This is a genomic window from Labrys neptuniae (genome assembly GCF_040797145.1).
Lineage (GTDB): Bacteria > Pseudomonadota > Alphaproteobacteria > Rhizobiales > Labraceae > Labrys > Labrys neptuniae.
The window spans coordinates 1326340-1350253 of record NZ_JBFNQD010000001.1; the positions used below are offsets into that span (position 1 = coordinate 1326340).

Sequence of the window (23914 nt, forward strand, 5' to 3'; positions counted from 1 at the left end):
ATAATATGTTTTCTATTTCATATATGAGGACACTAGCCTCGAGACTTGGAGCGGGAGGAGCGGCATGATCCGGATCGAGATCGAGCCTGTTTGGCGTTTTCACAGGCAGGAAGACGCACAATCGCTCCAGATCATGCTCGACTTCCTCGCCGAGATCCGCGCCACCGGAAAGATCACCGCCGCCGCAGACAAGGCGAACGTTTCCTATCGCCATGCCTGGAACCTGATCGAGAAATGGTCGGAGTTCTTCAGCACCCCCATCGTCGTGCGCCGGCAGGGCAGTGGCACCAGCCTCACGCCCTTCGGGGAGAAGCTGGTCTGGGCGGGACAAAGGCTGGAAGCCCGGCTGGGACCGCTGCTGCAGAATCTCTCTCAGGAACTCGAAACCGAGATCAACCAGATGCTGCCGCACGGGCCTTTGGTCCTGCGCATCCACGCCAGCCACGGCTTCGCCGTGCCCAAGCTGCGCAAGCTCCTCAGCCGCGAGCCGGACATCGATATCGATTTTCGTTATGTCAGCAACCAGAGCTCACTGGTTTCGCTGGTCCATGACGGCTGCGACCTTGCCGGCATGCATCTGCCGCAGGGCGAATTGCGCAAGCGCGCCATCGCCGCCAGCAAGGGCTGGCTCAACTCCAATCTGCATCGCGTGATCTCCTTCGTCACGCGCGAAGTCGGCCTGATCGTACAGCGCGGCAATCCGCGTGGCATCGATGGGCTGGAAAGACTGCTCGATCCCGCGATCCGTTTCGTCAACCGGGACCCGGACTCCGGCACGAGGCTCGTCTTCGAACAGCTTCTGGCCCAGCATGGCATCGATGGCAGCCGCATCAATGGCTATGAGCATTCCGAATTCACCCACGCCGCCGTTGCCGCCTATGTCGCCAGCGGCCTCGCCGACGTCGCCTTCGGGGTCGAGGCGGCCGCCCGGCAGTTCGGCCTGGATTTCGTGCGCCTCCTCACCGAAGACTATGTCTTCGTCTGCCACAAGCAGATCCTCGACCTTCCAGCCATGCAGCGCGTACTGGCGGTCATGCGCGGCCAGGAATTCCATACCGCCATCTCGCAATTGCCGGGCTATCGCGTGAAGGAAGCCGGTGCGATCAAGACCATCCGGGAGGTCTTCCGCAAATCGGAATGACGCCCTTTGCCCGAAACGCCTGCGTGTCATCCTGCACAGTGCCTTCGCCGCCATCCCCCTAGAAGGGCAACAGCGAAACCGCAAAGACAGGGGAGCGCCATGACACGCAACGACATCGCCGAGACCATTTTCGCCAGCTTCCTGCTGGGGCTGGCCGTCCTCTTGCTGCTGTCCTCCGGCGTTCTGGCGGCCGAGCCCTTCACCAGCGCCTATACGAGCTTCGATACCGCCAAGTGTCCTCACCAGCCGGGAGGCGACGAGGAGGATTACGGGAGCTGGCGCTGCCCGGGCTATCGTGGCCTCCCCATGCGGCTTTCTGCCGGCGACCAGCGCATGTTTGTCAGCTTCGGCAAGGCCGGCGCCAACGACATTGCCGCCAACGAAACCTTCGCGGCCTTCAACAGCGCCGATCACGGCACGGTGGAATGGCGTCTTGCCGCAGGCCAGCGGCAGCCCTTCGCCACCATCCTGCAATGGCAGGTGATGACGGAAGCAGACCACAAGGCAGAGGCCAAGGGTTCCTCGCCCGCCTCCGGCCGCGTCCTGGTCGTCACCCGGCTGGGCAAGGACGGCACCTGCCATGTCGGCTATGTCGATGCTCGTGCCAATGGCGACGCGAATAGGCTGGCGCGCAAGATCGCCGACGAACAGGCCCGCTCTTTCCGCTGCGGCCAGGACAAGCCGGTCGTGCTCGGAGCCGTCTCTCCTGGCCTGATCCTGCCCGGCAAGGCCCGCTAAAGCGTTTTGTGATTTGAATGAATCACTTCAAGTCACAAAGACGCGTCGAACCAAAGAGTTAGAGCAAATGAGCGTTCACGCCTGAACGCGCTTTGCTCTGACAACTCCTTTGCAGGTTGTCCCAACTATCCTTGGATATCTGCCCGGCTGGTGCTTCACCCTGCCGGCCATCCATGCAAAGCTGCCCCCGTCGATCGAGGCCCACGAAGATCGGGCGCTTAACGGGAACGTCAAGGGGAGACGCTGCGTGGGCTGTTCCGTCCGAGCCGGTGCCGGATTGCCGCAAGAGCGGACGGCATGAGTTACGAATTCGAGTTCGCCGACGTCTTCGCCTATTGGCCGGAGCTTGCGGCCGGCGCCCTGCACACGCTGATACTTTCGGGGCTGGCCATGGCCATCGGCATGGTGGTGGCGATCATTGGGGCACTCGCCAAGACCTCCGGACCACCTCCACTGCGTTATGTCATCGACGCCTACATCGAACTGATCCGCAACACCCCCTTCCTCATCCAGGTCTTCGTGATCTTTTTCGGCCTGCCCTCCCTCGGCCTGCGCCTGTCCTCGAACAGCGCGGCGCTGCTGGCACTGGTGGTCAATGTCGGCGCCTATGGCATCGAGATCATCCGGGCCGGTATCGAGAGCATCTCCAAGGGCCAGATCGAGGCCGGCAAGTCGCTCGGCCTCAAGCCACTGCAGATCTTCCGCCTCGTCATCCTCAAGCCGGCGATCCAGGCGATCTATCCCTCGCTGACCAGCCAGTTCATCCTGCTCATGCTCAATTCCAGCGTCTGCTCGGCCATCGCCGCCAGCGAGCTGACGGCAGCGGCCGGCGACATCCAATCGCGCACCTTCCGCAGCTTCGAAGTCTATTTCGTGGCAACCGCGATCTATCTGGTCCTGTCGATCGTGTTCTGGTGCTTGTTCGCCGGCATCGAGCGCGCCTTCCTGCGCCAGCCGAGCCGGCGATAGGGGGCAGCATGCGTGTATTGAGCGAAGCCGACATCCTCTACATCCTGCTGGCCTTGCGCTGGACACTGCTGCTTTCGGCGGTCGCCTTCATCGGCGGCGGCATAGGCGGCCTCCTGGTTGCGCTGGCGCGCACGGCCGAGATCCGGCCGCTGCGCTGGCTGGCTATGGGCTACATCAAGCTGTTCCAGGGCACGCCGCTGCTGATGCAGCTTTTCCTCGCCTTCTTCGTGCCCGGCATCTTCGGCATCGACGTCAATCCCTGGACGGCGGCGGCGATCGGCCTTTCCCTCAATGCCAGCGCCTTTCTCGGCGAGATCTGGCGCGGCGCCATCGAGGTGGTGCCGCCGGGCCAGAGCGAGGCGGCCCGGGCGCTCGCCCTCGCCTATGTGCCGCGCATGTTCAAGGTGGTCATCCCCCAAGCGGTACGCATCGCCATTCCGCCGACCATCGGCTTCCTGGTGCAGCTCATCAAGGGCACCTCGCTCGCCTCGATCATCGGCTTCGTCGAGATCACCCGCGCGGCCCAGATCATCAACAATGCCGCCTTCAGGCCCTTCACCATCTTCGGCCTGGTGGCGCTCGCCTATTTCCTGGTGTGCTGGCCGCTGTCGCTCTGGAGCCGCGCCATGGAGCGGCGGTTGACGGTGGCAAGGCGCTGAAATTTTCAATCAAGGAGAGGAAACGATCATGGCTTTGACAGATCCGATTTCACGCCGTGGGCTTGGGCTGTGCCTCGCCGCCGGCATAGCCGCCTTGGCGCTGCCCCTCGCTGCCGGACCGGCAGCGGCCGCGACCCCCGATGAAATCAAGGCGCGCGGCAAGCTGATCGTCGGCGTCCTCACCGACTACCCGCCCTTCGGCGGCACCGATGCCGAGCAGAAGCCGGCTGGCTATGATGCCGACGTCGCCGCCCTGATGGCCAAGAAGCTCGGCGTTTCACTCGAGCTGGTGCCGGTGACCGGCCCCAACCGCATCCCTTATCTGCTCACCAACAAGGTCGACCTGCTCATCGCCACTTTCGGCATCACGCCCGAACGCATGAAGCAGGTGCTGTTCTCCAATCCCTACAGCACGCTGACCACCTATATCATGGGTCCTAAGGACCTGAAGGTGACCAAGCCCGAGGATCTCGTCGGTGTGACCGTGGGTGTGGCGCGTGCCTCGACACAGGACATCACCGTCTCGCAGATCGCGCCATCAGGCACCCAGATCATGCGCTTCGACGACGATGCCACCACCACCCAAGCCTTGATCTCGGGCCAGGTCCAGTCGATCGGTGCCTCCAATACGGTGCTCGCCCAGCTCACCAAGGACTATGCCAGCCTCGGCATTGAGGCCAAGTTCAAGATGAAGGAACAGGCCAACGGCATGGCCTTCCGCAAGGCCGATACCGCTTTGCAGGAATGGTGCAACGGCTTCATCGGCGAGATTGTTGCCGACGGGCAGCTCAGCCAGATCAACCAGAAATGGTTCGGCTCTCCCCTGGCCCCCTTGCCGCCCATGCCGAAATTCTGATGACCCCGCTTCACCGGCCGGTGTGGCTGTTCCTCTCCGGCCGGCAATGCACCGGCAAGGACCGCATCACAGTTCTTCAGGCCAGGATCGCCTGGCGGACTGCCTCAAGAAGCCGTTGAGGAAACGGGCAGAGTTGGTATAGGCAACGGAAGTCTCGGCGATCCCTCCTCGATCGCCGCATGAGGAGGCCTGACCCGGCCGAGAGAAGATAGCGAAAAACGAAAGCCAGCCGTGGTAATCTCCTCCAAAGCGACGACCCTGACCTACGCCCCTGACGACATCGTCATTCGTTCCGCCCTGCATCGGCGCTTGCTGCAAATCGGCCTGCCGCGCTTTGCCCTGCGCAAAGCTTCCAAATGGTCGCGCTCCCATTATGGTCCGCGCGACGATTTCATGCGGGCGCTGGTCAAGCAACGCTTCGGTATCCGCGTCGGCAAGTACAGCTACGGATACCGCCCGCTCTGCACCAAGCAATCCAAGATTGGCGAAATCGGTGCTTTTTGCTCGATCGCCACCGAGATCAAGGTCTCCGGCGGCAACCATCCTCTCGATCTCGTCTCGACCAGTCCCGCCACCTATCTCGAAGGCTGGGGGATCGTCGACGAAACGATCGACCGCCATTATCCCAAGAACGACCCGATCGTGATCGGACACGATGTCTGGATCGGTATGGGGGTAACCCTGATGACCGGCATCACCATCGGGCATGGTGCGGTGATCGCCGGCGGCGCTGTTGTCACCAAGGACGTGCCGCCCTACGCCATCATGGGCGGCGTGCCCGCCAAGCTGATCCGCTATCGCTTCGATGACGACACCATCGAAAAATTGCTGGCCAGTGCCTGGTGGACTTGGCCGGACGAGACGATTAGAGCCAGGGCGTCGCTGCTGCGGGATCCGGTCGCGTTCGTGGCGCAGCTTTGAGTATGTCGCTGGACGGCCGGAAGAGGAAATGCCAGCCCCGTGAAACAGTGGTGTGACCTTGTCGCTTGCTAGGCCATTGCATAATCAAGATGTTACCTTAACGTTTTAGCGAAATAGATCACGTAGCTCACAACTCTGAAATCGAGCATGACAACTGTAGTAATCACCCAACCCATGCTGTTCCCCTGGCCCGGCTTTTTCGAGCAACTCGCCTTGGCGGACATTTATGTTTATTTGGATGATGCTCAGTTCTCGAAAGGAAGTTTTACAAACCGCGTGCAGGTGAAGGTCGGCGATCAAACCAAGTGGATGACCATTCCGCTTGCCGGCGGGGGCACCTACAAGCCCATCATGGATCTGGATGCCACGGCCGGGGATTGGCGGGCAACCCACCAATTGCTCCTCAAGCAATCGCTCGCCACCGCCTCCCATGCACAGGACGCGATCGACATTCTCGACAGGGCGTATGAGCAAGACAAGCTGTGCGACACCCTGATCCGAAGCATAGAACTGTCTGCCGACTATATTGGAATTGGGACGTCGCGAAAAATAACCCACAGCAGTGAGCTGAATATAGTCGGTTCTTCGTGGAAGCGCGTGCTGGACATCGTCCTCGGCGTGGGCGGGACGCGATATCTCACCGGACACGGCGCCGCGCGATATATGGACCACGAAGCGTTCGAAGCGAACGGTGTGAGCGTCGAATATATGGACTACAGCCTGACGCCATGGCCGCAAGATGGCGGCGCCTTTACACCCTATGTTTCCATCCTCGATCTGATCGGCCGCACCGGCCGTGATGCCAATCAATTCCTGAAACCCCGAACCGTTCACTGGCGCGAATTTCTGGCAAAGCAAACGCCATGACGCGTTAACCGGCAGACTTCCTCTATCGACTGCTGCCATCAAGCAAACAGGAATGCGATGTTGAAGCGAGTGAGCTTGAGATCTCCGGAGAATAGCGATTTTGATTTTCTCGCTTCGCTTCGGAGGGATTCCGCCCTGCAGGCCCTGCTGCTCAATGTGGTGACATCAACAGATGATGACGCAGTCGCCGGATGGCTGGAGCGCCGGAAGACCGACCCCAATGGCAGTTTCATGGTCATTGCCGATAGCACGACGGATGAACCAATCGGCTTTGCCCAGATCACCAATATTCACCATCGCAATCGGCATGGCTTTATCGGCATCGTTATTGCGCCGAGCGCGCAAGGCAAGGGTTTGGGACGTGTTGCAATGGAGAACCTCGTTGCAACGGCGAAAGAAAAACATCGCCTGGAAAAAATACTCCTGGAAGTCAGAGCGGACAATTTCGCCGCGCTCTCCCTCTATAAGTCCATGAATTTTAGAATTGTTGGGACGATGCTGAACCACTTTCGTACGAACGACGACATTTACGACGTCGTACTGATGGAAAAGAGAATATAAATTTTAGTATAAATAATAATATTTACTTCAGTTTTTGCGCCTAAACAGCGCCAGAACCTGCCTGAAAGCGACGCGGGTGATCTTGCCAATGCGGGCAACCCGTTTACCGACATAGAAAAAAGTAATCCCCTTCAGGGCAAGCTTCTCGACCCCGCTAAACCCGGCTTCATCGATATCGTGGAGGCAGGCTTTCCAATAGGCTCGCCGCAACCGGACAAGATGCATGGCCGGCACGATCCTCATCGAACGGTTGGCTTCTTTCCAGACGATGCGCTGGGAAAACTGAGCCTCAGGTGCCATCGCAACGGCCCTGCGTATGAAAACCGGGTACATCACCAGATGATCGGATCCCCAGGGGTCGGGATAGGCCCGATTGACGTAATCCAGTATTCCACGCAAGGCATCGGTTCGCCACAGGCCGTAGAACCAGCTTGCAGGAGAATTGTAGAGAAGATCCGCAATCTGTCGCAGTTGCGACCCCTGCAGTTCACGGGGCCGCGCAATAGTGACAGGCCTGTCGCTTCGATACGTCATCACGGTAGGAACGGCCAGCAAGGCATTCGGCGTTCGATCAAAAGCGGCGACCAATCGCTCGACATAGTCGGCGGAGGAAAGGTCGTCATGCGCCCGCCACAGGAAGAGCGGTGTCTGCGCCGCATCCACCAGGCCACGGAAGTTCCTGACCGGTCCGACATTCTCGGGCCGCCTCAGATATGTAATCCGATTGTCGACTGCTGCATAGCGCTCGACGATGGCTTGAGTGCCATCCGTTGAAGCATTGTCCGATATGACGATGCGAATATTTCTGTATGTCTGGTTCAGTAAACACTCCAGACATTCCGCGATCATGTCTTCTGCATTATAGATAGGAATCCCTATAGTTACGCAGGGTCCTGACATGCTCACGGGCTCCTATCGGCCATCAACCGGAGCATGTCCTATTCCTTTGCAGCAACAGCCGCAACCGGCAATTCCTGCGCTGCGCCGGCCATTTTGATCGGTCTGGCGCCGCGCAGGTGAGCGCGGTATGTATCGGCTGCCAATCAAGTAGAGCCGAGTCACCGTGATCATTGCCCCCGAACGCATTCCCGTCGCAGGTCCCTCCATCACCGAGAGAGAGGCCGAACTCGCCGCGGAGGCGGCCCGCACGGCGTGGTATGCCAATCACTATGCCTATAATGCCCGCTTCGAGCGGATGATGGCCGATTATGTCGGCGTGAAGCATGCCGTCAGCGTGCCGCATGCCACGGCAGCACTGCATCTCATCCTGGCCGCGCTCGGCATCGGCCCGGGCGACGAGGTGATCGTGCCCGACGTGACCTGGATCGCCTCGGTGGCACCGGTCACCTATGTCGGTGCCGAACCCGTGCTCGTCGACATACTGCCCGACACCTGGTGCATCGATCCGCACGCTGTGGAGGCCGCCATCGGTCCCAAGACCAAGGCGATCCTGGGCGTGGACCTCTATGGTTCGATGTGCGACTGGCAGGCCTTGCAGGACATTGCCGACAGGCACGGCGTCCATCTCATCGAAGATTCGGCCGAGGCCCTCGGCTCTCGCTATCGCGGTCGGCGGGCGGGCAGCTTCGGGCGGGCAGCCGCCTTCAGTTTCCATGGCTCGAAGACCGTCGCCACCGGCGAGGGCGGCATGCTGGTGACCGATGACGACGATCTCCACCAGCGCGTGCTCTGCTTGCGGGATCATGGCCGGGCGCCGGGCGACCATCGCCGGTTCATCAACCAGGAAATCGCCTTCAAATATCGCATGAATGGGGTGACGGCGGCTCTCGGCGTCGCACAGATGGAACGCATCGACACGCTGATCGCCCATAAGCGCGCCATTTTCGATTGGTACCGGCAACGGCTCGGCGGGCTCAACGGCATCACCCTCAATGCCGAACCCGAGGGAAGCGAGAACTCCTTCTGGATGGTGACGGTGGTCCTCGATCCGGCCCTCGGCCTCGACAAGTTCAGCCTGATGGCCGAATTCGACAAGCGCAACATCGATACCCGTCCTTTCTTCTCGCCGCTGTCGAGCATGCAGGCTTTTGCCGATCGTCCGGCAGCCAAGCGCCTGGTCACGCCGCATGACAAGGGACAGGCGATCGCCAGGCACGGCATCAATCTGCCGTCCGGCTACAATATGACCGAAGACAAAGCAGATATCGTCGCAGGTGCCTTGCGGGAGATTCTCGCAGACAAGACCTGATGTTCCGGAGACCGACGGTATCGCTGTCGGGATAGCTGGTTCATGCGGCAAGGTCTCCTCGCCACCACTCTTCCGAATCGCCCTTCCGCAGGGCGAAACGCCAAACAACCTATAGCCGTTGCGGACTACTCAATTCGGTTCTTTTTCTCATCTGAAAAGGTAAATCGATATAAGTTCCGCAACGGACGGATTGATTCAATTTCATACTGGACAGGCCTGAAATTGATTGTAGCATTCCATCTTGTTAACAAAGACGCCATTGAGGTTGTGGGCGCCATTTCTGCCAAGCGTTGCTTCACATAACAACCAAGTGCAGATTTCGCTTGTGAAAGCTTGGCGTTTCGAGAAATCGGTGAACGGGGGAAGAAGCATTGCTTCTTCCCCCGTTTTCGTCGGCGGCCGCCATTGCTGACTTTTCCGGCTCGAGACCTTCCTTACCCAAGTACCACCTTCCTTTCCATCAATGGCCGACAAGCCCAGCGTCACGGCCGGGATGCCTGGCGGGCAGGCAGATCGAGTGCGTATTCCAGGCCCTTGCTTGACGAGTGGGCTCGCGATAACCACGTGCCAGGAAGCAGTTCTCCAGGGCCATGCTGCGCCAGCTGCCATCGGCTGCGGCCGAAAGCCCCTCCAACTCGCCGGTCATCACAGGATTTTCCATGCCGCACAGCTTTGCTCGCAACGCTCTGGTGCTCGGCCTGCTCGCCGCCATCGGGCCCTTTGCCATCGATATGTATATTCCCGCCCTCCCCTCGATGGCGGAGCATCTCCAGACCAGCACCGCCGCCGCCCAGATGACCCTGATGGCCTTCTTCCTGGGGTTTGGCTTGACCCAGATCATCTACGGACCGGTCTCTGACATTGTCGGCCGCAAATTGCCGCTCTATTTCGGTCTGGCGGTGTTCACATTGGCGTCGATCGGCTGCGCGTCGGCCCCAACCATCGATTGGCTGATCGGCCTGCGCCTCATCCAGGGCATCGGAGCGGCGGCTGTGATGGTGATCCCGCGCGCCATCATCCGTGACCTGCATACCGGCGTCGAGGCAACCCGATTGATGTCCCTGGTGATGCTGGTGTTCAGCGTCTCCCCCATCCTCGCCCCTCTCACAGGCAGCGCCCTCATCATTCCCTTCGGATGGCGCGCGGTCTTCGTAGCCGTCACCATCGCCGCCGTGCTGAGCCTGCTGCTGACGGCTTTCGTGCTGCCGGAGACCCGGCCGCCGGCCGAACGCATTGCCGGCGACCTGCCCACCGTCCTGTCGAATTACGGGCTGTTGCTGCGTGACCGCCATTTCCTGGGAGTGACCTTCATCGGCGCGCTGGGCATGTCGAGCTTCTTCACCTTCCTGGCCAGTTCCTCCTTCATCTATGTCGATCATTTCGGCCTGACCCCGATGCTCTACAGCCTGGCCTTTTCCGTGAACGCCATCGGCTTCATCGGCGCCTCCCAGTTCAGCGCCCATCTCGGCCAACGTTTCGGCATGGGCCGGGTGATCCTCGGCGCCGTCTTCGCCTATGCCATCGCGGCCATCGTCCTTTTCGCGCTGGTTGCAAGCGGTGTCGACAGCCTGCCCGTGCTGGTCGCGATGCTCTTCATCACCTTTGCCTTCCTCGGCCTGGTCATCCCGACCAGCATGGTCCTTTCGCTGGAGCATCATGGTCCCATTGCGGGCATGGCCTCGGCTCTTGGTGGCACGCTGCAAATGGTGACGGGTGCCGTCATGATCGTGATCGCCAGCCTCTTCTTCAATGGCACGGCCCTGCCGATGGTCACGATCATCGCCCTCTGCGCCATAGGAGCGCTGATTCTGGCCAAGCTCACTTTGACTGAAAAGGAGATCGCCGCCCCGGCGGAATGAGCCCAACCACAGCGGTCTCGCACCGTTTCCGATCCCGGCCGAATCGGCGCGCATGTCGTTCCAGTCGAACAGCGATTGCTGGGCCCTCTACTAAAGAGGTAGGCGGATCGGCTTCCTGCCGGCCGCCAAACCTGCTAGATCTATTCCAATCTACGCATTTTCATGCGAAAAACCTCGCCTTCGCTCGCAGCGAGGTCTGCGCGTCATTCGCGCCTTTCCCGCCAATCCGTCAAATTCGACACGTCATATTTGACGGAGTGTGCTCCTAGCGCCGCCCGTCTAGATTGATCTTGCGAACGGCGCAGCGATCTCCAAACAGATCCCCTCCATGCTGTGCTGTTCGCACCTTCGCTCGGTTCTCTCGATACCCTCCCAAGCCCGCGCAGCGGGCTTCTTTTTGTGATCGGCAAGACAGACATAAGTTTGGAATTTCGAACGATATCAATTCGATAGGCTCCTTTGGCAGCCCGGCACGGTTTGGAAGATCATTGGCATTTTGAGGCCTGACGATGGCGCTCTCTCCCTCATCGTATCAGCTGAATTACCGGCAAGATCGCGGGCCGGATTGGGACTGTGAAGCCTTGCCGTTCGCCGAGCCGAACCATCCGTCGAAATTCGGTGCCGATGCCTCCCCTTTCCAGGCCCGGGACCCGCCAGACCGGTGCTCCCAGATTGTTCTCCCTGGCTTGATGCCCCGCCGGCCGGCACATTGCTGGCCGGTTTCCTCCTCCGACTAAGAAAGTAGCCTGACGTGGAAGCTCGCCTCGATCCTCTCGCTCTCGACAGAATGTTCCATGCGCTCGCCGATACCAGCCGTCGCACCATGGTCGATCGTCTTGCCCGCGGACCAGCCTCTGTCAGCGAACTCGCACTCCCCCTTTCCATGGGCATGCCCGCGGTGCTCAAGCATCTCGGCGTGCTCGAAGCCGGGGGTATCGTCGTCTCCGAGAAGGCTGGCCGCGTGCGCACCTATCGCATGACGCCGCATGCCCTGGCCCTGGCCGAAAGCTGGGTCGCCGAACGCATGGCCCTGCACGACATTGCCATTGACGATGCGCCGATGCCGGTGAAGCTGCCCGAACGCAGCCCGGTGACGCAGCTTCGCTCGGTCGAAGCCCGATAAGCCCCTCAAATAGGGCGATGGGGACGGGCGCCGTTCAGGTGCCCGCCCTTTTCGGCATGACGGCTGCCACGAATTGCCTGAGTTCGCGGCCGACATGGTCCGCAACCGGACAATTGGGCTCGAAACCCCACCAAACGAGCGAGCCCTGCCATTGCGACGCCATCAATTGGCCAAGCCCTTGGCGCTGGCCTCCCCGCTCCGCCAAACAGGTGTCGAGCACGTCGACGAGGGCATCCCGCCAGCGCGCGCCGCGTGCGCGCAGCAGGGGATCGCGCAGATCCTCCCTCAGGATCAGCAATCCTTCGGCATAGGATTCGATGGCGCCATAGTCGCCGGAGAGAGCCACCAGCAGATCGACTGCCCCCTCGGGCGTGCGCGCAATATCAGCTGCCAGCTGTGACGTTTTTTCGTCCAAGCGGTCCCAGGCATGGAGCAAGGCCGCCTGCTTGAGCTGCGCCTTGCTGCCAAAGCGCTGCACCAAGGTTGCAGCCGCCAGGCCGCTAGCCCGCGCCAATCCCGCAAATGTCAGTGCCTCCGGCCCTCCAGTGTGCAGAAGCTGCAAGGCAACTCCCAGCACGGTCTCGTCGGGCAGGGTCTTATGTCGGGGCATCTTGACATCCATTTATAACCGAACGATCATTTATATATCAATTCTTATGCTCGAAAAGAGCGCTCGGCAATCGAAAACAGGAGCTGTGGTCATGCTCACCGGAAAGGTCGCACTTGTTGCCGGCGGCACGCGAGGGGCGGGCCGAGGTGTTGCAGTCGAGCTGGGAGCAGCAGGCGCAACCGTTTACGTCACCGGGCGCAGCACCCGTGGGCATCGATCGGAGTATGACAGGCCGGAAACCATCGAGGAGACGGCCGAATTGGTCAATGCGGCCGGCGGCCGGGGCATTGCCATCCGCGTCGACCATCTCGTACCCGATGAGGTACGTGGCCTGGTGGAGCGGATACGGAGCGAGCAAGGCCGTCTCGACATCCTGGTCAACGATGTCTGGGGCGGCGAGAAACTGTTCGAGTGGAACAAGGCCGTGTGGGAACACGATCTCGACAAGGGATTGCGCCTGCTGCGCCTGGGGATCGATACCCATCTGATCACCGCGCATCACGCCCTGCCCCTGCTGATCGAGCGCCCCGGCGGTCTTCTCGTGGAGATGACGGACGGAACGGCCGACTACAATGCCGGCCACTACCGCCTCTCGCCCTTCTACGATCTGGTCAAGTCGGCGGTGATCCGTCTCGCCTGGGCGCATGCCAAGGACCTCGCCAAATACGGGGCCACCTCGGTGGCGCTCACCCCGGGCTGGCTGCGCTCGGAAATGATGCTGGAGGCATTCGGTGTCGCAGAGGAGAATTGGCGGGATGCCACGGCAACGGTGCCGCATTTCGTCATTTCGGAAACACCTCGCTTCGTCGGGCGCGCCGTGGCAGCCCTTGCCGCCGATGCCGAAAGGAATCGCTGGAACGGGCAGTCTCTTTCGAGTGGACAGCTGGCGCGAATCTACGGTTTCACCGATCTTGATGGCTCCCAGCCCGACGCTTGGCGCTACATTCCGGAGATCGAAGAAGCCGGAAAGCCGGCCGACGCGACCGGTTATAGATAGGTTCCTTCATGGCCATGCCTGCCTCCGCCGAAACCACAGGATCCGCCCGCGGCATCCTGGCCATGATCATCGCGATGGTGAGCGTGCCGACCGTCGACGGCATTGCCAAATATCTGAGTACGGACTACTCGCCCTTCTTCATCGGTTGGGCGCGCTATGCGGTGGCGGGCCTGGCGGTCCTGCCTCTCTCGGCCCTCCTCCATGGCCGGAGGATGTTCCCGTCGGAGCATCTGGCTTCTCATATCGCGCGCACCGTCTTCCTGGTCGCGGCGATGACCCTGTATTTTTTGGCCATTGCCCGCATCCCGCTGGCGACGGCACTCTGCGCCTATTTCGTCGGCCCCATCCTGGCGGTCGCCCTGTCTATCGTCGTGCTCAAGGAACGCATGACACCGGCCAAGGGCGTCAGCCTCGCCCTGGGTTTTGTGGGCTCGCTCATCATTCTCCAGCCCGGCGGCGGCATCGAACCCGGCATTCTCCTGGCTCTGGCCTCCGGCATCTGCTTTGCCTTCTACCTGATCGCCACCAGGCGTGCGGCCCAGCAGAGTGACCCCGTCAAGACACTGGCTTTCCAGTGTTTCTTTGGGGCAGCCCTCCTCACGCCGCAGGCCGTGCTTTCCTGGTCTGCCCCCGCCACCGATCATTTCCTCCTCTTTGCTGGTCTCGGCCTGATCTCGGCGGTCTGCCACCTGCTCTCCATCATCGCCTTCCGGCTCGCCGATGCCTCGACCCTGGCGCCTCTCGTCTATGCGGAACTCGTTGGTGCCGCCATCGTCGGCTATTTCGCCTTCGGCGACGTACCGGATGCGATAACTCTTCTCGGCGCCGCCTTCATCATCTCGGCGGGGCTCATCCTGCTGCTGCGCCGGACGGCAGCCTGATAGTCCTGCGAGACGATCTCTGCCTGTGAAGACAAGCCCTTTCCCCCAGCAAATGTCCAGGGTTGTCGCGGGCCGGACGAGCCAGTTTACTCGGCCCATCACGAATCTCGGCACCAGCCGGGACGCCCATAAGGGGAAGTCCGCATGAAGCCCGCACTGAGACTATTCGCCCTCGTCCTCCCCCTCGCGGCCAGCCTTTTGGCCGGTGCATCCCGCCCCGCTCTGGCCGAGACCGTCCTGCACAAAGGCAATGGCGCCGAGGCCCAGACCCTCGATCCAACCCACAGCTCGATCATCGCCGAGCAATTCATCCTCAAGGACCTGTTCGAGGGGCTCACCGTTTTCGATGCTGCCGGCAAGCTCACGGCGGGAACGGCCGAAAGCTGGACGATTTCCCCCGACGGTCTCGCCTACACCTTCAAGCTGCGTCCCAATGCCAAGTGGTCCAATGGCGATCCGGTCACGGCCGCTGACTTCGTCTTCAGTTTCCGCCGGCTCGAAGATCCCAAGGAAGCGGCCAGCTTCGCCAATCTGTTCTATCCGATCAAGAATGCCGAAGCGGTGAACAGCGGCAAGGCCGGTGTCGACACGCTCGGCGTCAAGGCCCTCGATGACAGGACGTTGGAGATCACGCTGGAACGGCCGACGCCCTATCTCCTGCAACTCCTCGCCAATCAAGCCGCCCTGCCGGTGCATCAGGCCTCGGTCGAGAAGCTCAAGGCCGATTTCGTCAAGCCTGGCAATTTGATCTCCAACGGCGCCTACACCCTGACCGAGAACCTCGCCAATGATCATGTCACGCTGGTGAAGAACCCGCGTTACTGGGATGCCGCCAATGTCCGCATCGACAAGGTGATCTCCTATCCGATCGATGACCAGGCCGCCGCCCAGCGGCGCTTTCTTGCGGGCGAGCTCGACATGACCTTCGAGTTCGCGGCCGATCAGCTGAAACTTCTCAAGGAGAAGGTGGGCGATCAGGTCCATGTCTCGCCGAATCTGACCAATGAATATTATGCCTTCGATACCCGCACCCCGCCCTTCGACGATGCCAGGGTTCGACGTGCCCTGTCGATGGCGGTCGATCGCGACTTCCTGGCCGAGAAAATCTTCTCGGGCACGCGCGTCGGCAGCTACAGCTTCGTCCCCTCCGGCTTGCCGGGCTATACCCCCGCCAAGCCGGACTTCGCCGACAAGCCTCAGCTCGATCGTGAGGACGCCGCCAAGGACCTGCTCAAGCAGGCCGGCTTCGGCGAGAGTGGCAAGCCGCTGAAGCTCACCATCCGTTTCGGCACCAACGACAATAATCGCCGGATCGCCACCGCTGTGGCGGATATGTGGAAGGCACTCGGCGTCGAGGTCTCCCTGCTCAATTCGGACAGCAAGTCCCACTACGCCTTCCTGCGCGACGGCGGTGCCTTCGAGGTAGCGCGCGCGGCCTGGGTGGCCGACTATGCCGACGCCGAAAACTTCCTCGCGCTACCGACGACGGCCAACAAGGCGTTCAACTATTCCCATTTCGCCAGTCCGGACTATGACGCGCTGGTCGCCAAATCCTATGCCGAAACCGATCCGGCCAAGCGTTTGAAGATTCTGGAGGATGCCGAGGCGCTCCTGGCGCGCGACCAGCCTGTGGCTCCCCTGCTCTCCAATGCCGATCTCTGGCTGGTCTCGAGCAAGGTGAAGGGCTGGCAGGACAACGCTGCCAACGAGCACCTGACGCGGTTTCTCAGCAAGGAGTAACTGGGCAAATTCGCGTCATGCGGCCCTGCCTTTCTGGCGAGCGTCGAAGACGACATTTCTAGGATCGTAAACACGCTCCCCGCGGAGCAGGCCAACTTCGGCTTGCGCTACCTGGATCATGGCGCGCGCACCATCGCCTGGAGCCGTCAACTCTCGGATCCTTCACGTACCACCTGAAAGGAAGCCAGAATGCGCGCGCGTTTGAGGCAGGCGATCGCCCAGACAGCCAACGCGATCATGGCCGTGGCAAAAAGAGACAGCCGCAGGCCGGCCTGCTGGGCCATTCCTCCGATCGCCAGGGTTCCCAATCCGCCGGCCGCCTGCTGCAGCAGGAAGCGCATGCTCATCACCCGTCCCCGCTGCCCGTCGTCGACGCTGATCTGCAGGATCGAGACGGTGGCCGTCCTGGCTGTCTCGCCCGCAAAGCCGAAGGCCAGCATGGCGGCGATCGACCAGAAAAGGGAGAAAGAGACCGCCAGGCCGCAAACAGCCAGCGCGAATACGAGGAAGGCCCAGAATACGCGTAGCGGCGTGGCCGGATGAGCCCCGCCATGGGCCAGCCACAGGGCGGCGAGAGTCGCGCCGAGACCGCCGGTGCCAAACAGGATCGATACACCGCCGACGCCCGCTCCGAGCAGCGCGTCGCTATAAGCCGGCATCAACTGATAGACTGCCGCCAGTAACGCGTCACCGGCCAGCATCATCAAAAGCAAGGCGAGGATGCCCTTGTGCTGTAGGATGTAGCGTGCACCTTCGGGGAGGTCGCCCAGCAAGGAGCGCCTTGGTGATTTCTGCTGCTGATAGCCCTCGGGCGTGCGCAGGAAGCAGACAACCGCGAAGTAGACCAGATAACCGGCAACATTGGTAGCGAAGGCCGCCGCCACACCCCAATGTACCAGAATCCAGCCGGCGATGGCTGGGCCGGCAAAGACCGCGAACTGCGTATAGGAAGAGCTGACGGCAATTGCCGAGGACAGGCACCCGCGGGCAATGAAGCGCGGCATCATGCCGTAGGAGGCCGGTACGCTGAAAGCATGGATGATGCCATGGAGGATGGCGCTTGCGCAGATCACGGGCAGGCTGAGGTGGCCGCTATAGGCAAGGACAGTCAGCGCAACGGCTTTGAGAAAATCGAAGAAATAGGCCGATACCACCATCCTGAAACGGTCGACTCTATCGGCCAGAGCTCCCCCCAGAGGCAATAGCAGGACATTGGAGACAGTGGAGAGGAGGGCAATGATCGCCAGCCAAACGGCCGACTGCGTGATTTCCCAGGCCGCCCAGGAGAACGCGATCTGTTGAACGAAGTAGGTGATCCAGGAAATGATGGATCCCACGGAATAGAGGCGAAAATTGCGATCGGAGAACGCCTCGCCTATCCCACCAAACCATGTTCTCAGCGGCATGTTCTAGCCCTGACCTGCCTAGGGATATGAGGCACGGAAGCTGTCGCGAGACCCACGGGTTCGGGATAACTCTAGCATCTAGCCTACGTCGGGTCGCCCAATTCTGCCATGGTGCCGCAGATATCTATTCAACGATGATTACCTTGCCAGTCATGGCTCCTTCCACGCTTCTTGCATAGGCAAGCCCCACCCGTTTCGATGAAACAGGCTCATGACCGGGGAACCAACGGCCATATCGCGGCACGGATACGTCCAGAAGCCCCGGACTGACGGCATTGAGGCGCAATCCGCGCGGCATTTCGATTGCAGCGCCGAGGACGAAGCCTCCGACAGCGCCGTTGGCTGCGGCGCCCGCCACACCCATCCGTATGGGCTCGCGGTCGAGCACACCACTGGTCAGCGTGAAAGAGCCGCCCTCACTGACGATGGCCAGTCCAGCGAGCACCAGATTGACCTGGCCCATGACCTTGTGCCGCAGGCCGAGCATGAAGGTCTCCTCGGTATACTCACCAAGCCGAGCGAAATGAACGTTCCCCGCCGTCGAGATAACCGCATCCACTGCGCCGCACTTGGCATACATGGCCTCGACCGATGCTCGATCAGCCATGTCGACCCGAACATCGCCGCTGGACCGGCCAGCCCTGATGATCTCGTGGCGAGATCCCAATTCCTTGCAGGCGGCCTTCCCGATATCGCCTTCGGCACCGACAACGATGATCCTCATCCTTTGCCTCCGGCGATCTCATCGTAACGCTTGAGCTTGTAGGCGAGGAGTTCCGCGCAATGGTCCAAAGCCGCTCGCCGTTCCTCCAACTGCATGGCGTGGTCGAGGAGTATTTCCTTGCGTTCCGCGAGTTTTGCATCGCCCTCCCTATAGAGGCGCGCAAAGTTCCGCATCCGCTTCATGGGCATGCCCGTCTCGCGCAGCGATGACAACAGCACGAGCCATTCGACATTCTCCGCCGAGAAATGCCGATTGCCGCCGGGCCCCCGGATGATCCTTGGAAGCAGGTTCTGCTTCTCATAATAGCGGATGGTGTCGATGCTCAGCCCGCTTCTGGACGCCGCTTCCGAGATACGCATGGATTTGCCCACGATCCGACCTTTTGCCGGCAGGCTACCAATCTGGAGCGGCTCCAGGTCAAGCAGGATCTTCGGCGCGCAATCGGGAGCCGGCGGCTCCCGTTACGCCGCCAGGCCGAATTCGGCGGCGCTGTCGCTCAGCCAATGCCAGAAACTGCCGGCCATGCTGCGAAACAGGGCGATTTCGTAGGTCGGCGTTTCGTCGAGCTGCCACAGCGTCACGCCGATATGCGAGCAGGCGGTCACGGCGGCATCGCCCGGTGCGAAGGCGCGCGGATGCAGGTCGATGTCCAGCCCCTTGGCGAACATATCGCGGACATGCGGGCCAGAAACCCGCAGCACGGCATAGCCGGAGGTCTGGTCGGTCACCGACGCGAGCGTGCCGACCGCCTCGATCAGGTCCGAGACGAGCAAATTGGGCCCACCTGCCTCGCGGGTGACCAGCCAGGCCGACGGCCCGGTGCCCAGCGCCGCAAGCGAGCCGGCCACGACCCGCTTGGGCCCGTTTGGCAGCCTGAGGCCATAGGCGGCCTGCATGCGGGCCGCCAGCGCTCCTTCCTGGCCCTTACGGGCGGCCAGGGTGACGATTTCCAGGCCCGAGCGATCCTGCACGGTGACGCCTGCACCCGTTCCCACCGGTTTGAGCAGGCCGGCAAAGGCGCTACGGGACTCCAAACGCCCCGCGCTCATTGCGTCAAACATGGAGACGGCTCCCTTCAGGATCAAAGAAGATGGGCGAGATGACTTCGACCTCGATATCGCCGTTGCGTACCGGATCATAGGCCCGGATCACTTCGCCATGACGAGACGGACCGTTGGCGAGCAGGCCAAGGCCGATCCAGCTTTCGAGCATCGGCGAATAGACCACCGAGGTTGCGAAACCCTCGTCATTGGCCGCGACGGCCGCAGCCCCCTTCTTGAGGAAATGCGAACCGGCCCGCAAGCGATCGGCCGGATTGACCGGCTTGACGCCGACGAGGCCGGGCCTGTCGGCCGCCACCAGCGCAGGACGCTGGGCCAGAACGCGGCCGATATAGTCCTTCTTGGTCGACATCATCTTGCCGAGGCCAAGATCGCGGGCCGTGGTCTGGCCGTTGAGCTCATTGCCGGCGACATGGCCTTTCTCGACGCGCATGACGCCGAGAGCCTCGGTGCCATAGGCGCAGCCGCCCATCTCCTCGGCCAGCGCCATCAGTGCCTTGAGGAGGTCAAGGCCGTAATGGGCGGGTACCGCGATCTCATAGGCAAGCTCGCCCGAGAAGGAGAGGCGGTAGAGCCGCGAGCCGACATTGCCGAGCTGCAGCGTGGCACATCCCATATAGGGGAAGGCTTCGTTCGACAGATCGGCGCTCGAGCCGTAGAGCTTCTGCAGCAATTCGCGCGCCTTCGGCCCGGCCACCGCATATTGCGACCACTGCTCGGTGATCGAAGAGAGCGAGACGTCGAGTTCGGGCCAGAGTGTCTGGCGGCAGAATTCGAGATGCTGCATCACCTTCACGGCATTGGCCGTGGTGGTGGAGATCACATAGTGATCGGGTGCAAAGCGGGCCGCCGTGCCGTCATCCATGACGAAGCCGTCTTCGCGCAGCATCAGGCCATAGCGGCATTTGCCGACGGCGACCGTCGAGAAGGTGTTGACGTAGACGCGGTCCAGGAAGGCACCGGCGTCGGCACCCTTGATATCGATCTTGCCCAGCGTCGAGACATCGCACACGCCGACGATCGAACGGGTGGTCTTGACCTCCCGGCAAACGCTTTCCAGCCAGTCCTTCTCGCCGGGACGCGAGAACCACTGCGGGCGCAGCCACTGGCCGGCCTCCACCATGGTGGCACCGTTGGCCATCGCCCATTCATGGCCGGCGGTGAGGCGCGTCGCCTTGAAATGCTTGTCGCGATGGGGACCGGCCAAGGCGCCGATCGCCACCGGGAAATGCGGCGGCCGCGAAACCGTGGTGCCGACCGCCGTCATCGAACGACCGAGCAGGCCCGCCATCATGGCATGGCCCGGTATGTTCGAGGTCTTGCCCTGGTCTGTGGCCATACCCAGCGTGGTGTAGCGCTTGAGATGCTCGACCGAGCGGAAGCCTTCGCGATGGGCGATCTCGATGTCCTTGGCCGTGACGTCGTTCTGCTGGTCGACGAAGGCCTTGCTCTTCGTCTCGGCGACATGCCAGAGCGGCTTGAGGCCGACAGGCTCGTCGTCGCAGGCGGGGATAGGAGCCTGCCCGGCGGAAAAACCGCAATCGCCGGCTGCGACCCTGCCGGCTTGCGCACCAGCCCGCAGGCAGGCGCCGAGGGAAAAGTCGCCATTGGCGGCGCCGACCACCGTCATGCCCTCGGGCAGATCGCCCGGCACGAAGGCTGCAAGCTCATCCGACCAGCGCGGCCGGGCGCCCTTGTGCGTGGTGAGTGCGACCTGCGGGTTCCAGCCGCCGGAGACAGCCAGGAAATCGGCGGAAATCGTCTCGCGCTTGCGCCCGGCGATCACCTCGACCGACTTGATACCCTGGGCGCCGCCCTTGGCATCGGTCACGCTTGCCCCGAGCAAGGTGCGCGTTCCCGCCTTGCCGGCCCAACCCGACACCGCGGCATCGACCTGCGGGCGCGGATCGACGACGGCGGCCACGGTCACGCCGGCGGCCACGAGATCGGCCGCCGTGCGCCAGCCATCGTCACTGGTGGTGAACACCACGGCCTGGCGGCCTGGCGCCACGCCGTAGCGGTTGAGATAGCTGCGCGCCGCCGAGGCGAGCATCACGCCCGGCCGGTCATTGCCGCCGAAGACGATGGGGCGTTCGATGGCGCCCATGGCGTTGATGCAGCGCTTGGCCATGATGTGCCAGAGGCGCTGGCGCGGCTGGTGGGCAGGCGGTACGGGCAGATGATCCGACACCCGCTCCAAGGCACCGTAGGTACCGGTGTCGTAGACACCGAAGACCTGCGTCCGGCGCATGATGCGCACCTCGGGCATGGCAGCGAGTTCTGCCTCGATATCGGTGGCGAAGGCAGCGGCCGGCTTGCCGCCGACCTCATGCCGCTCGGCCAGCAACCGCCCGCCCAGCCGGAAATCATCGTCGCACAGGATCACGCGGGCACCGGCCCGGCCGGCCTCCAGGGCTGCCATCAGGCCGGCAGGACCCGCGCCGATCACCAGCACGTCGCAAAAGGCGGCGGCCTTCTCGTAATGATCCGGGTCCGGCAATTGGCTGGCGCTGCCGAGGCCCGCCGCGCGGCGGATCATCGGCTCGTAGAGCTTCTCCCACAGGGCAGCCGGCCACATGAAGGTCTTGTAGTAGAAGCCGCCGACGAAGATCGGGCCGGCGAGCTGGTTCACCGACAGCAGGTCGAATTTCAGCGAAGGCCAGCGGTTCTGGCTCGCCGCCTCCAGGCCATCATAGAGCTCGATGGTGGTGGCCTTGGTGTTGGGCTCGCGCCGGGCGCCGCTGCGCAGCTCCACCAGCGCGTTCGGTTCCTCCGGACCAGCCGTGAAGATGCCGCGCGGGCGATGATATTTGAACGAACGTCCGACCAGGCGGACACCGTTGGCAAGCAGGGCAGAAGCCAGCGTGTCGCCGCTCAGCCCCTCATAGCTGTTGCCGTCGAAACGAAACCGCACGGTGCTGTTGCGATCGACCAGGCCAGCGGAAGGCAGACGAAAGGAAACGGCCTCGCTCATGATGCGGCTCCCAAAGCTTGAGGCATCACCAGTTCCGCCTTCTCGATTGCGTGGGTCTTGGTGTTGCGCCGGACCTTGAGCCAGGAACGGCAGCCCGAGCCGTGATACCAGAACTCCTCATGCGCGCCCTCGGGGTTGTCGCGCAAATAGGCATATTCATAGAAGTTCTTGCCGGCGTCGGGCGCCGAGGCATCCGGCCGCGTGAGCCCGGCATCGCCGAGATAGGTGAATTCGTGCACGCCGCGCGCACCGCAATAGGGACAGGCAATCCGCATCGAACCGTGCCTCAGTGAAGATTGGGTTGGGCGCCCTGGCCCTTTTCGTCGATCACCGCTCCGGTCTCGAAGCGGTTGAGCCGATAGGCGGCAGCCACCTCATGCGGCTGATCCTTGGCGATGAGATGGGCAAAGCACCAGCCCGAGGCCGGCGTGGCCTTGAAGCCGCCATAGCACCAGCCGCAATTGAGATAGAGGCCGTCGATGCCGCTCTTGTCGATGATGGGCGAGCCATCCATCGACATGTCCATGATGCCGCCCCAGCTGCGCAGCAACCGCAGGCGGCCGATCATCGGCATCACCGCCATGCCGCCTTCGCAGACATCCTCGACCACCGGCATGTTGCCGCGCTGGGCATAGGAATTATAGCCGTCGATGTCGCCGCCGAAGACCAGGCCGCCCTTGTCGGACTGGCTGACATAGAAATGACCGGCGCCGAAGGTGATCACGCCCGGAATCAACGGCTTGAGCCCCTCTGTGACGAAAGCCTGCAGCACATGGCTCTCGATCGGCAGGCGTAATCCCGCCATGGTGCCGACCTTGGAAGTATTGCCCGCCACCGCCATGCCGATCTTCTTGGCCCTTATGGTGCCGCGGGTGGTCTCGACGCCGACGATGGCCCCGCCTTCGCGGACGAAACCCGTCACCTCGCAATTCTGGACGATGTCGACGCCGCGGTCGCTGGCGGCGCGGGCATAGCCCCAGGCCACCGCGTCATGGCGCGCCGTGCCGCCGCGCCGCTGCAGGAGGCCGCCCTGGATCGGGAAGCGGGCATTGTCGAAATTCAGGAAGGGCGCCATCGCCTTGACGCCGTCGCGATCGAGCAATTCGGCATCGACGCCGTTCAGGCGCATGGCGTTGCCGCGACGGGCGAAGGCATCACGCTGGGCATCGGAATGATAGAGGTTCAGCACGCCGCGCTGGCTCATCATGGCATTGTAGTTGAGGTCCTGCTCCAGGCCCTCCCACAGCTTCATGGCGTGCTCATAGAAGGGAATATTGCCCTGCAGCATGTAGTTCGAGCGCACGATCGTGGTGTTGCGGCCGACATTGCCGCCACCGATCCAGCCCTTCTCGATCACCGCGACATTGGTGATGCCGTGATTCTTGGCGAGATAGTAGGCCGTCGCCAGGCCATGGCCGCCGCCGCCGATGATGATCGCGTCGTAGTTGAGCCGCGGCTCGGCGTCACGCCAGGTCGGCGTCCAGCCACGGTGGCCATTCAGGGCATTCTTGAGAAGGGAGAACAGGGAGTAATGCATCGATCTTCTTGCCGGGGAAGAGTGCGGAAAACTTCGGTCGTCCGGTCGCTTCGTCGCCTAGCGAGAGGTGGATTCGAGAGC

At 62.1% G+C, this 23914-nt stretch carries 23 protein-coding genes and 1 pseudogene; 14 read left to right on the forward strand and 10 right to left on the reverse strand.

The genetic code is table 11. From position 1 onward, the window contains the following. Positions 1-64: 64 nt before the first annotated feature. From ABXS05_RS06315 to ABXS05_RS06350, 8 genes and pseudogenes are all read left to right on the forward strand, one after another. Positions 65-1141: a substrate-binding domain-containing protein gene (locus ABXS05_RS06315; protein ID WP_311941933.1), complete on the forward strand. Its 1077-nt coding sequence runs from the start codon at positions 65-67 to the stop codon at positions 1139-1141. 99 nt (positions 1142-1240) lie between these two features. Beyond that, positions 1241-1879, forward strand: a complete 639-nt coding sequence (locus ABXS05_RS06320; protein WP_311941935.1) for a hypothetical protein — start codon at positions 1241-1243, stop codon at positions 1877-1879. A gap of 297 nt (positions 1880-2176) precedes the next feature. Beyond that, positions 2177-2848 (forward strand): amino acid ABC transporter permease, encoded by a 672-nt coding sequence (locus ABXS05_RS06325; protein ID WP_367623291.1) that lies wholly within the window; start codon positions 2177-2179, stop codon positions 2846-2848. Between the two features lie 8 nt (positions 2849-2856). After that, a complete protein-coding gene (locus ABXS05_RS06330) occupies positions 2857-3507 on the forward strand; it encodes an amino acid ABC transporter permease (protein WP_367623292.1) in 651 nt (216 codons plus the stop codon). A 28-nt stretch (positions 3508-3535) separates the two neighbouring features. Then, on the forward strand, positions 3536-4363 hold the full coding sequence (locus ABXS05_RS06335; RefSeq protein WP_311941942.1) for a transporter substrate-binding domain-containing protein: 828 nt from the start codon (positions 3536-3538) through the stop codon (positions 4361-4363). A 639-nt stretch (positions 4364-5002) separates the two neighbouring features. Then, a pseudogene (locus tag ABXS05_RS34850) lies at positions 5003-5209 on the forward strand (CatB-related O-acetyltransferase); the annotation flags it as partial. A gap of 222 nt (positions 5210-5431) precedes the next feature. Then, a complete protein-coding gene (locus ABXS05_RS06345) occupies positions 5432-6151 on the forward strand; it encodes a WbqC family protein (protein WP_367623294.1) in 720 nt (239 codons plus the stop codon). Positions 6152-6208: 57 nt separating this feature from the next. Next, the gene (locus ABXS05_RS06350; protein WP_311941949.1) at positions 6209-6712 is read left to right on the forward strand and encodes a GNAT family N-acetyltransferase; all 504 of its coding nucleotides are present in this window, start codon (positions 6209-6211) and stop codon (positions 6710-6712) included. A 27-nt stretch (positions 6713-6739) separates the two neighbouring features. Here ABXS05_RS06350 and ABXS05_RS06355 read toward each other — a convergent pair whose 3' ends face one another. After that, on the reverse strand, positions 6740-7612 hold the full coding sequence (locus ABXS05_RS06355) for a glycosyltransferase family 2 protein (protein WP_311941951.1): 873 nt from the start codon (positions 7610-7612) through the stop codon (positions 6740-6742). 163 nt (positions 7613-7775) lie between these two features. On the opposite strand from ABXS05_RS06355, the gene ABXS05_RS06360 reads away from it, so the two are divergent. Then, positions 7776-8921: a DegT/DnrJ/EryC1/StrS family aminotransferase gene (locus tag ABXS05_RS06360; RefSeq protein WP_367623295.1), complete on the forward strand. Its 1146-nt coding sequence runs from the start codon at positions 7776-7778 to the stop codon at positions 8919-8921. 460 nt (positions 8922-9381) lie between these two features. Here ABXS05_RS06360 and ABXS05_RS06365 read toward each other — a convergent pair whose 3' ends face one another. Then, complete coding sequence (locus tag ABXS05_RS06365) at positions 9382-9567, reverse strand: hypothetical protein (protein ID WP_367623296.1); 186 nt, start codon at positions 9565-9567, stop codon at positions 9382-9384. Between the two features lie 13 nt (positions 9568-9580). Here ABXS05_RS06365 and ABXS05_RS06370 point away from each other — a divergent pair, with 13 nt between their 5' ends. Then, positions 9581-10780: a multidrug effflux MFS transporter gene (locus ABXS05_RS06370; RefSeq protein WP_311941958.1), complete on the forward strand. Its 1200-nt coding sequence runs from the start codon at positions 9581-9583 to the stop codon at positions 10778-10780. 787 nt (positions 10781-11567) lie between these two features. Continuing rightward, positions 11568-11903, forward strand: coding sequence for an ArsR/SmtB family transcription factor (locus tag ABXS05_RS06375; RefSeq protein WP_311942030.1), 336 nt, complete (start codon positions 11568-11570; stop codon positions 11901-11903). Positions 11904-11937: 34 nt separating this feature from the next. On the opposite strand, the gene ABXS05_RS06380 is transcribed toward ABXS05_RS06375, so the two are convergent. Continuing rightward, positions 11938-12513: a TetR/AcrR family transcriptional regulator gene (locus ABXS05_RS06380; RefSeq protein ID WP_367623297.1), complete on the reverse strand. Its 576-nt coding sequence runs from the start codon at positions 12511-12513 to the stop codon at positions 11938-11940. A 91-nt stretch (positions 12514-12604) separates the two neighbouring features. Between ABXS05_RS06380 and ABXS05_RS06385 the strand changes: the two genes are divergently transcribed. The 3 genes from ABXS05_RS06385 to ABXS05_RS06395 all read left to right on the forward strand — a co-directional run bounded on the left by ABXS05_RS06385 (position 12605) and on the right by ABXS05_RS06395 (position 16131). Then, on the forward strand, positions 12605-13510 hold the full coding sequence (locus tag ABXS05_RS06385) for an SDR family oxidoreductase (protein WP_311941964.1): 906 nt from the start codon (positions 12605-12607) through the stop codon (positions 13508-13510). A gap of 8 nt (positions 13511-13518) precedes the next feature. Then, the gene (locus ABXS05_RS06390; protein ID WP_311941966.1) at positions 13519-14391 is read left to right on the forward strand and encodes a DMT family transporter; all 873 of its coding nucleotides are present in this window, start codon (positions 13519-13521) and stop codon (positions 14389-14391) included. A gap of 144 nt (positions 14392-14535) precedes the next feature. Further along, positions 14536-16131, forward strand: coding sequence for a peptide ABC transporter substrate-binding protein (locus ABXS05_RS06395; RefSeq protein WP_311941968.1), 1596 nt, complete (start codon positions 14536-14538; stop codon positions 16129-16131). A 146-nt stretch (positions 16132-16277) separates the two neighbouring features. Here ABXS05_RS06395 and ABXS05_RS06400 read toward each other — a convergent pair whose 3' ends face one another. The 7 genes from ABXS05_RS06400 to ABXS05_RS06430 form a co-directional block, all read right to left on the reverse strand. After that, entirely contained in the window at positions 16278-17537 is a 1260-nt protein-coding gene (locus ABXS05_RS06400) for an MFS transporter (protein WP_367623298.1), read from the reverse strand. Between the two features lie 124 nt (positions 17538-17661). Beyond that, positions 17662-18261: a short chain dehydrogenase gene (locus ABXS05_RS06405; RefSeq protein ID WP_311941973.1), complete on the reverse strand. Its 600-nt coding sequence runs from the start codon at positions 18259-18261 to the stop codon at positions 17662-17664. Further along, the gene (locus tag ABXS05_RS06410) at positions 18258-18620 is read right to left on the reverse strand and encodes a MerR family transcriptional regulator (protein WP_311941976.1); all 363 of its coding nucleotides are present in this window, start codon (positions 18618-18620) and stop codon (positions 18258-18260) included. Before ABXS05_RS06410 ends, ABXS05_RS06405 begins: the two co-directional genes overlap by 4 nt. A gap of 102 nt (positions 18621-18722) precedes the next feature. After that, positions 18723-19322 carry a sarcosine oxidase subunit gamma gene (locus tag ABXS05_RS06415; protein WP_311941979.1) on the reverse strand — a complete coding sequence of 200 codons (600 nt, stop codon included), beginning with the start codon at positions 19320-19322 and terminating at the stop codon, positions 18723-18725. Next, positions 19315-22296 (reverse strand): sarcosine oxidase subunit alpha family protein, encoded by a 2982-nt coding sequence (locus ABXS05_RS06420; protein WP_367623299.1) that lies wholly within the window; start codon positions 22294-22296, stop codon positions 19315-19317. The genes ABXS05_RS06415 and ABXS05_RS06420 overlap by 8 nt, the downstream gene beginning before the upstream one ends. Further along, the gene (locus ABXS05_RS06425; protein ID WP_367623300.1) at positions 22293-22571 is read right to left on the reverse strand and encodes a sarcosine oxidase subunit delta; all 279 of its coding nucleotides are present in this window, start codon (positions 22569-22571) and stop codon (positions 22293-22295) included. The genes ABXS05_RS06420 and ABXS05_RS06425 overlap by 4 nt, the downstream gene beginning before the upstream one ends. Positions 22572-22582: 11 nt before the next feature. Continuing rightward, entirely contained in the window at positions 22583-23833 is a 1251-nt protein-coding gene (locus ABXS05_RS06430) for a sarcosine oxidase subunit beta family protein (protein WP_367623301.1), read from the reverse strand. Positions 23834-23914: the final 81 nt, after the last annotated feature.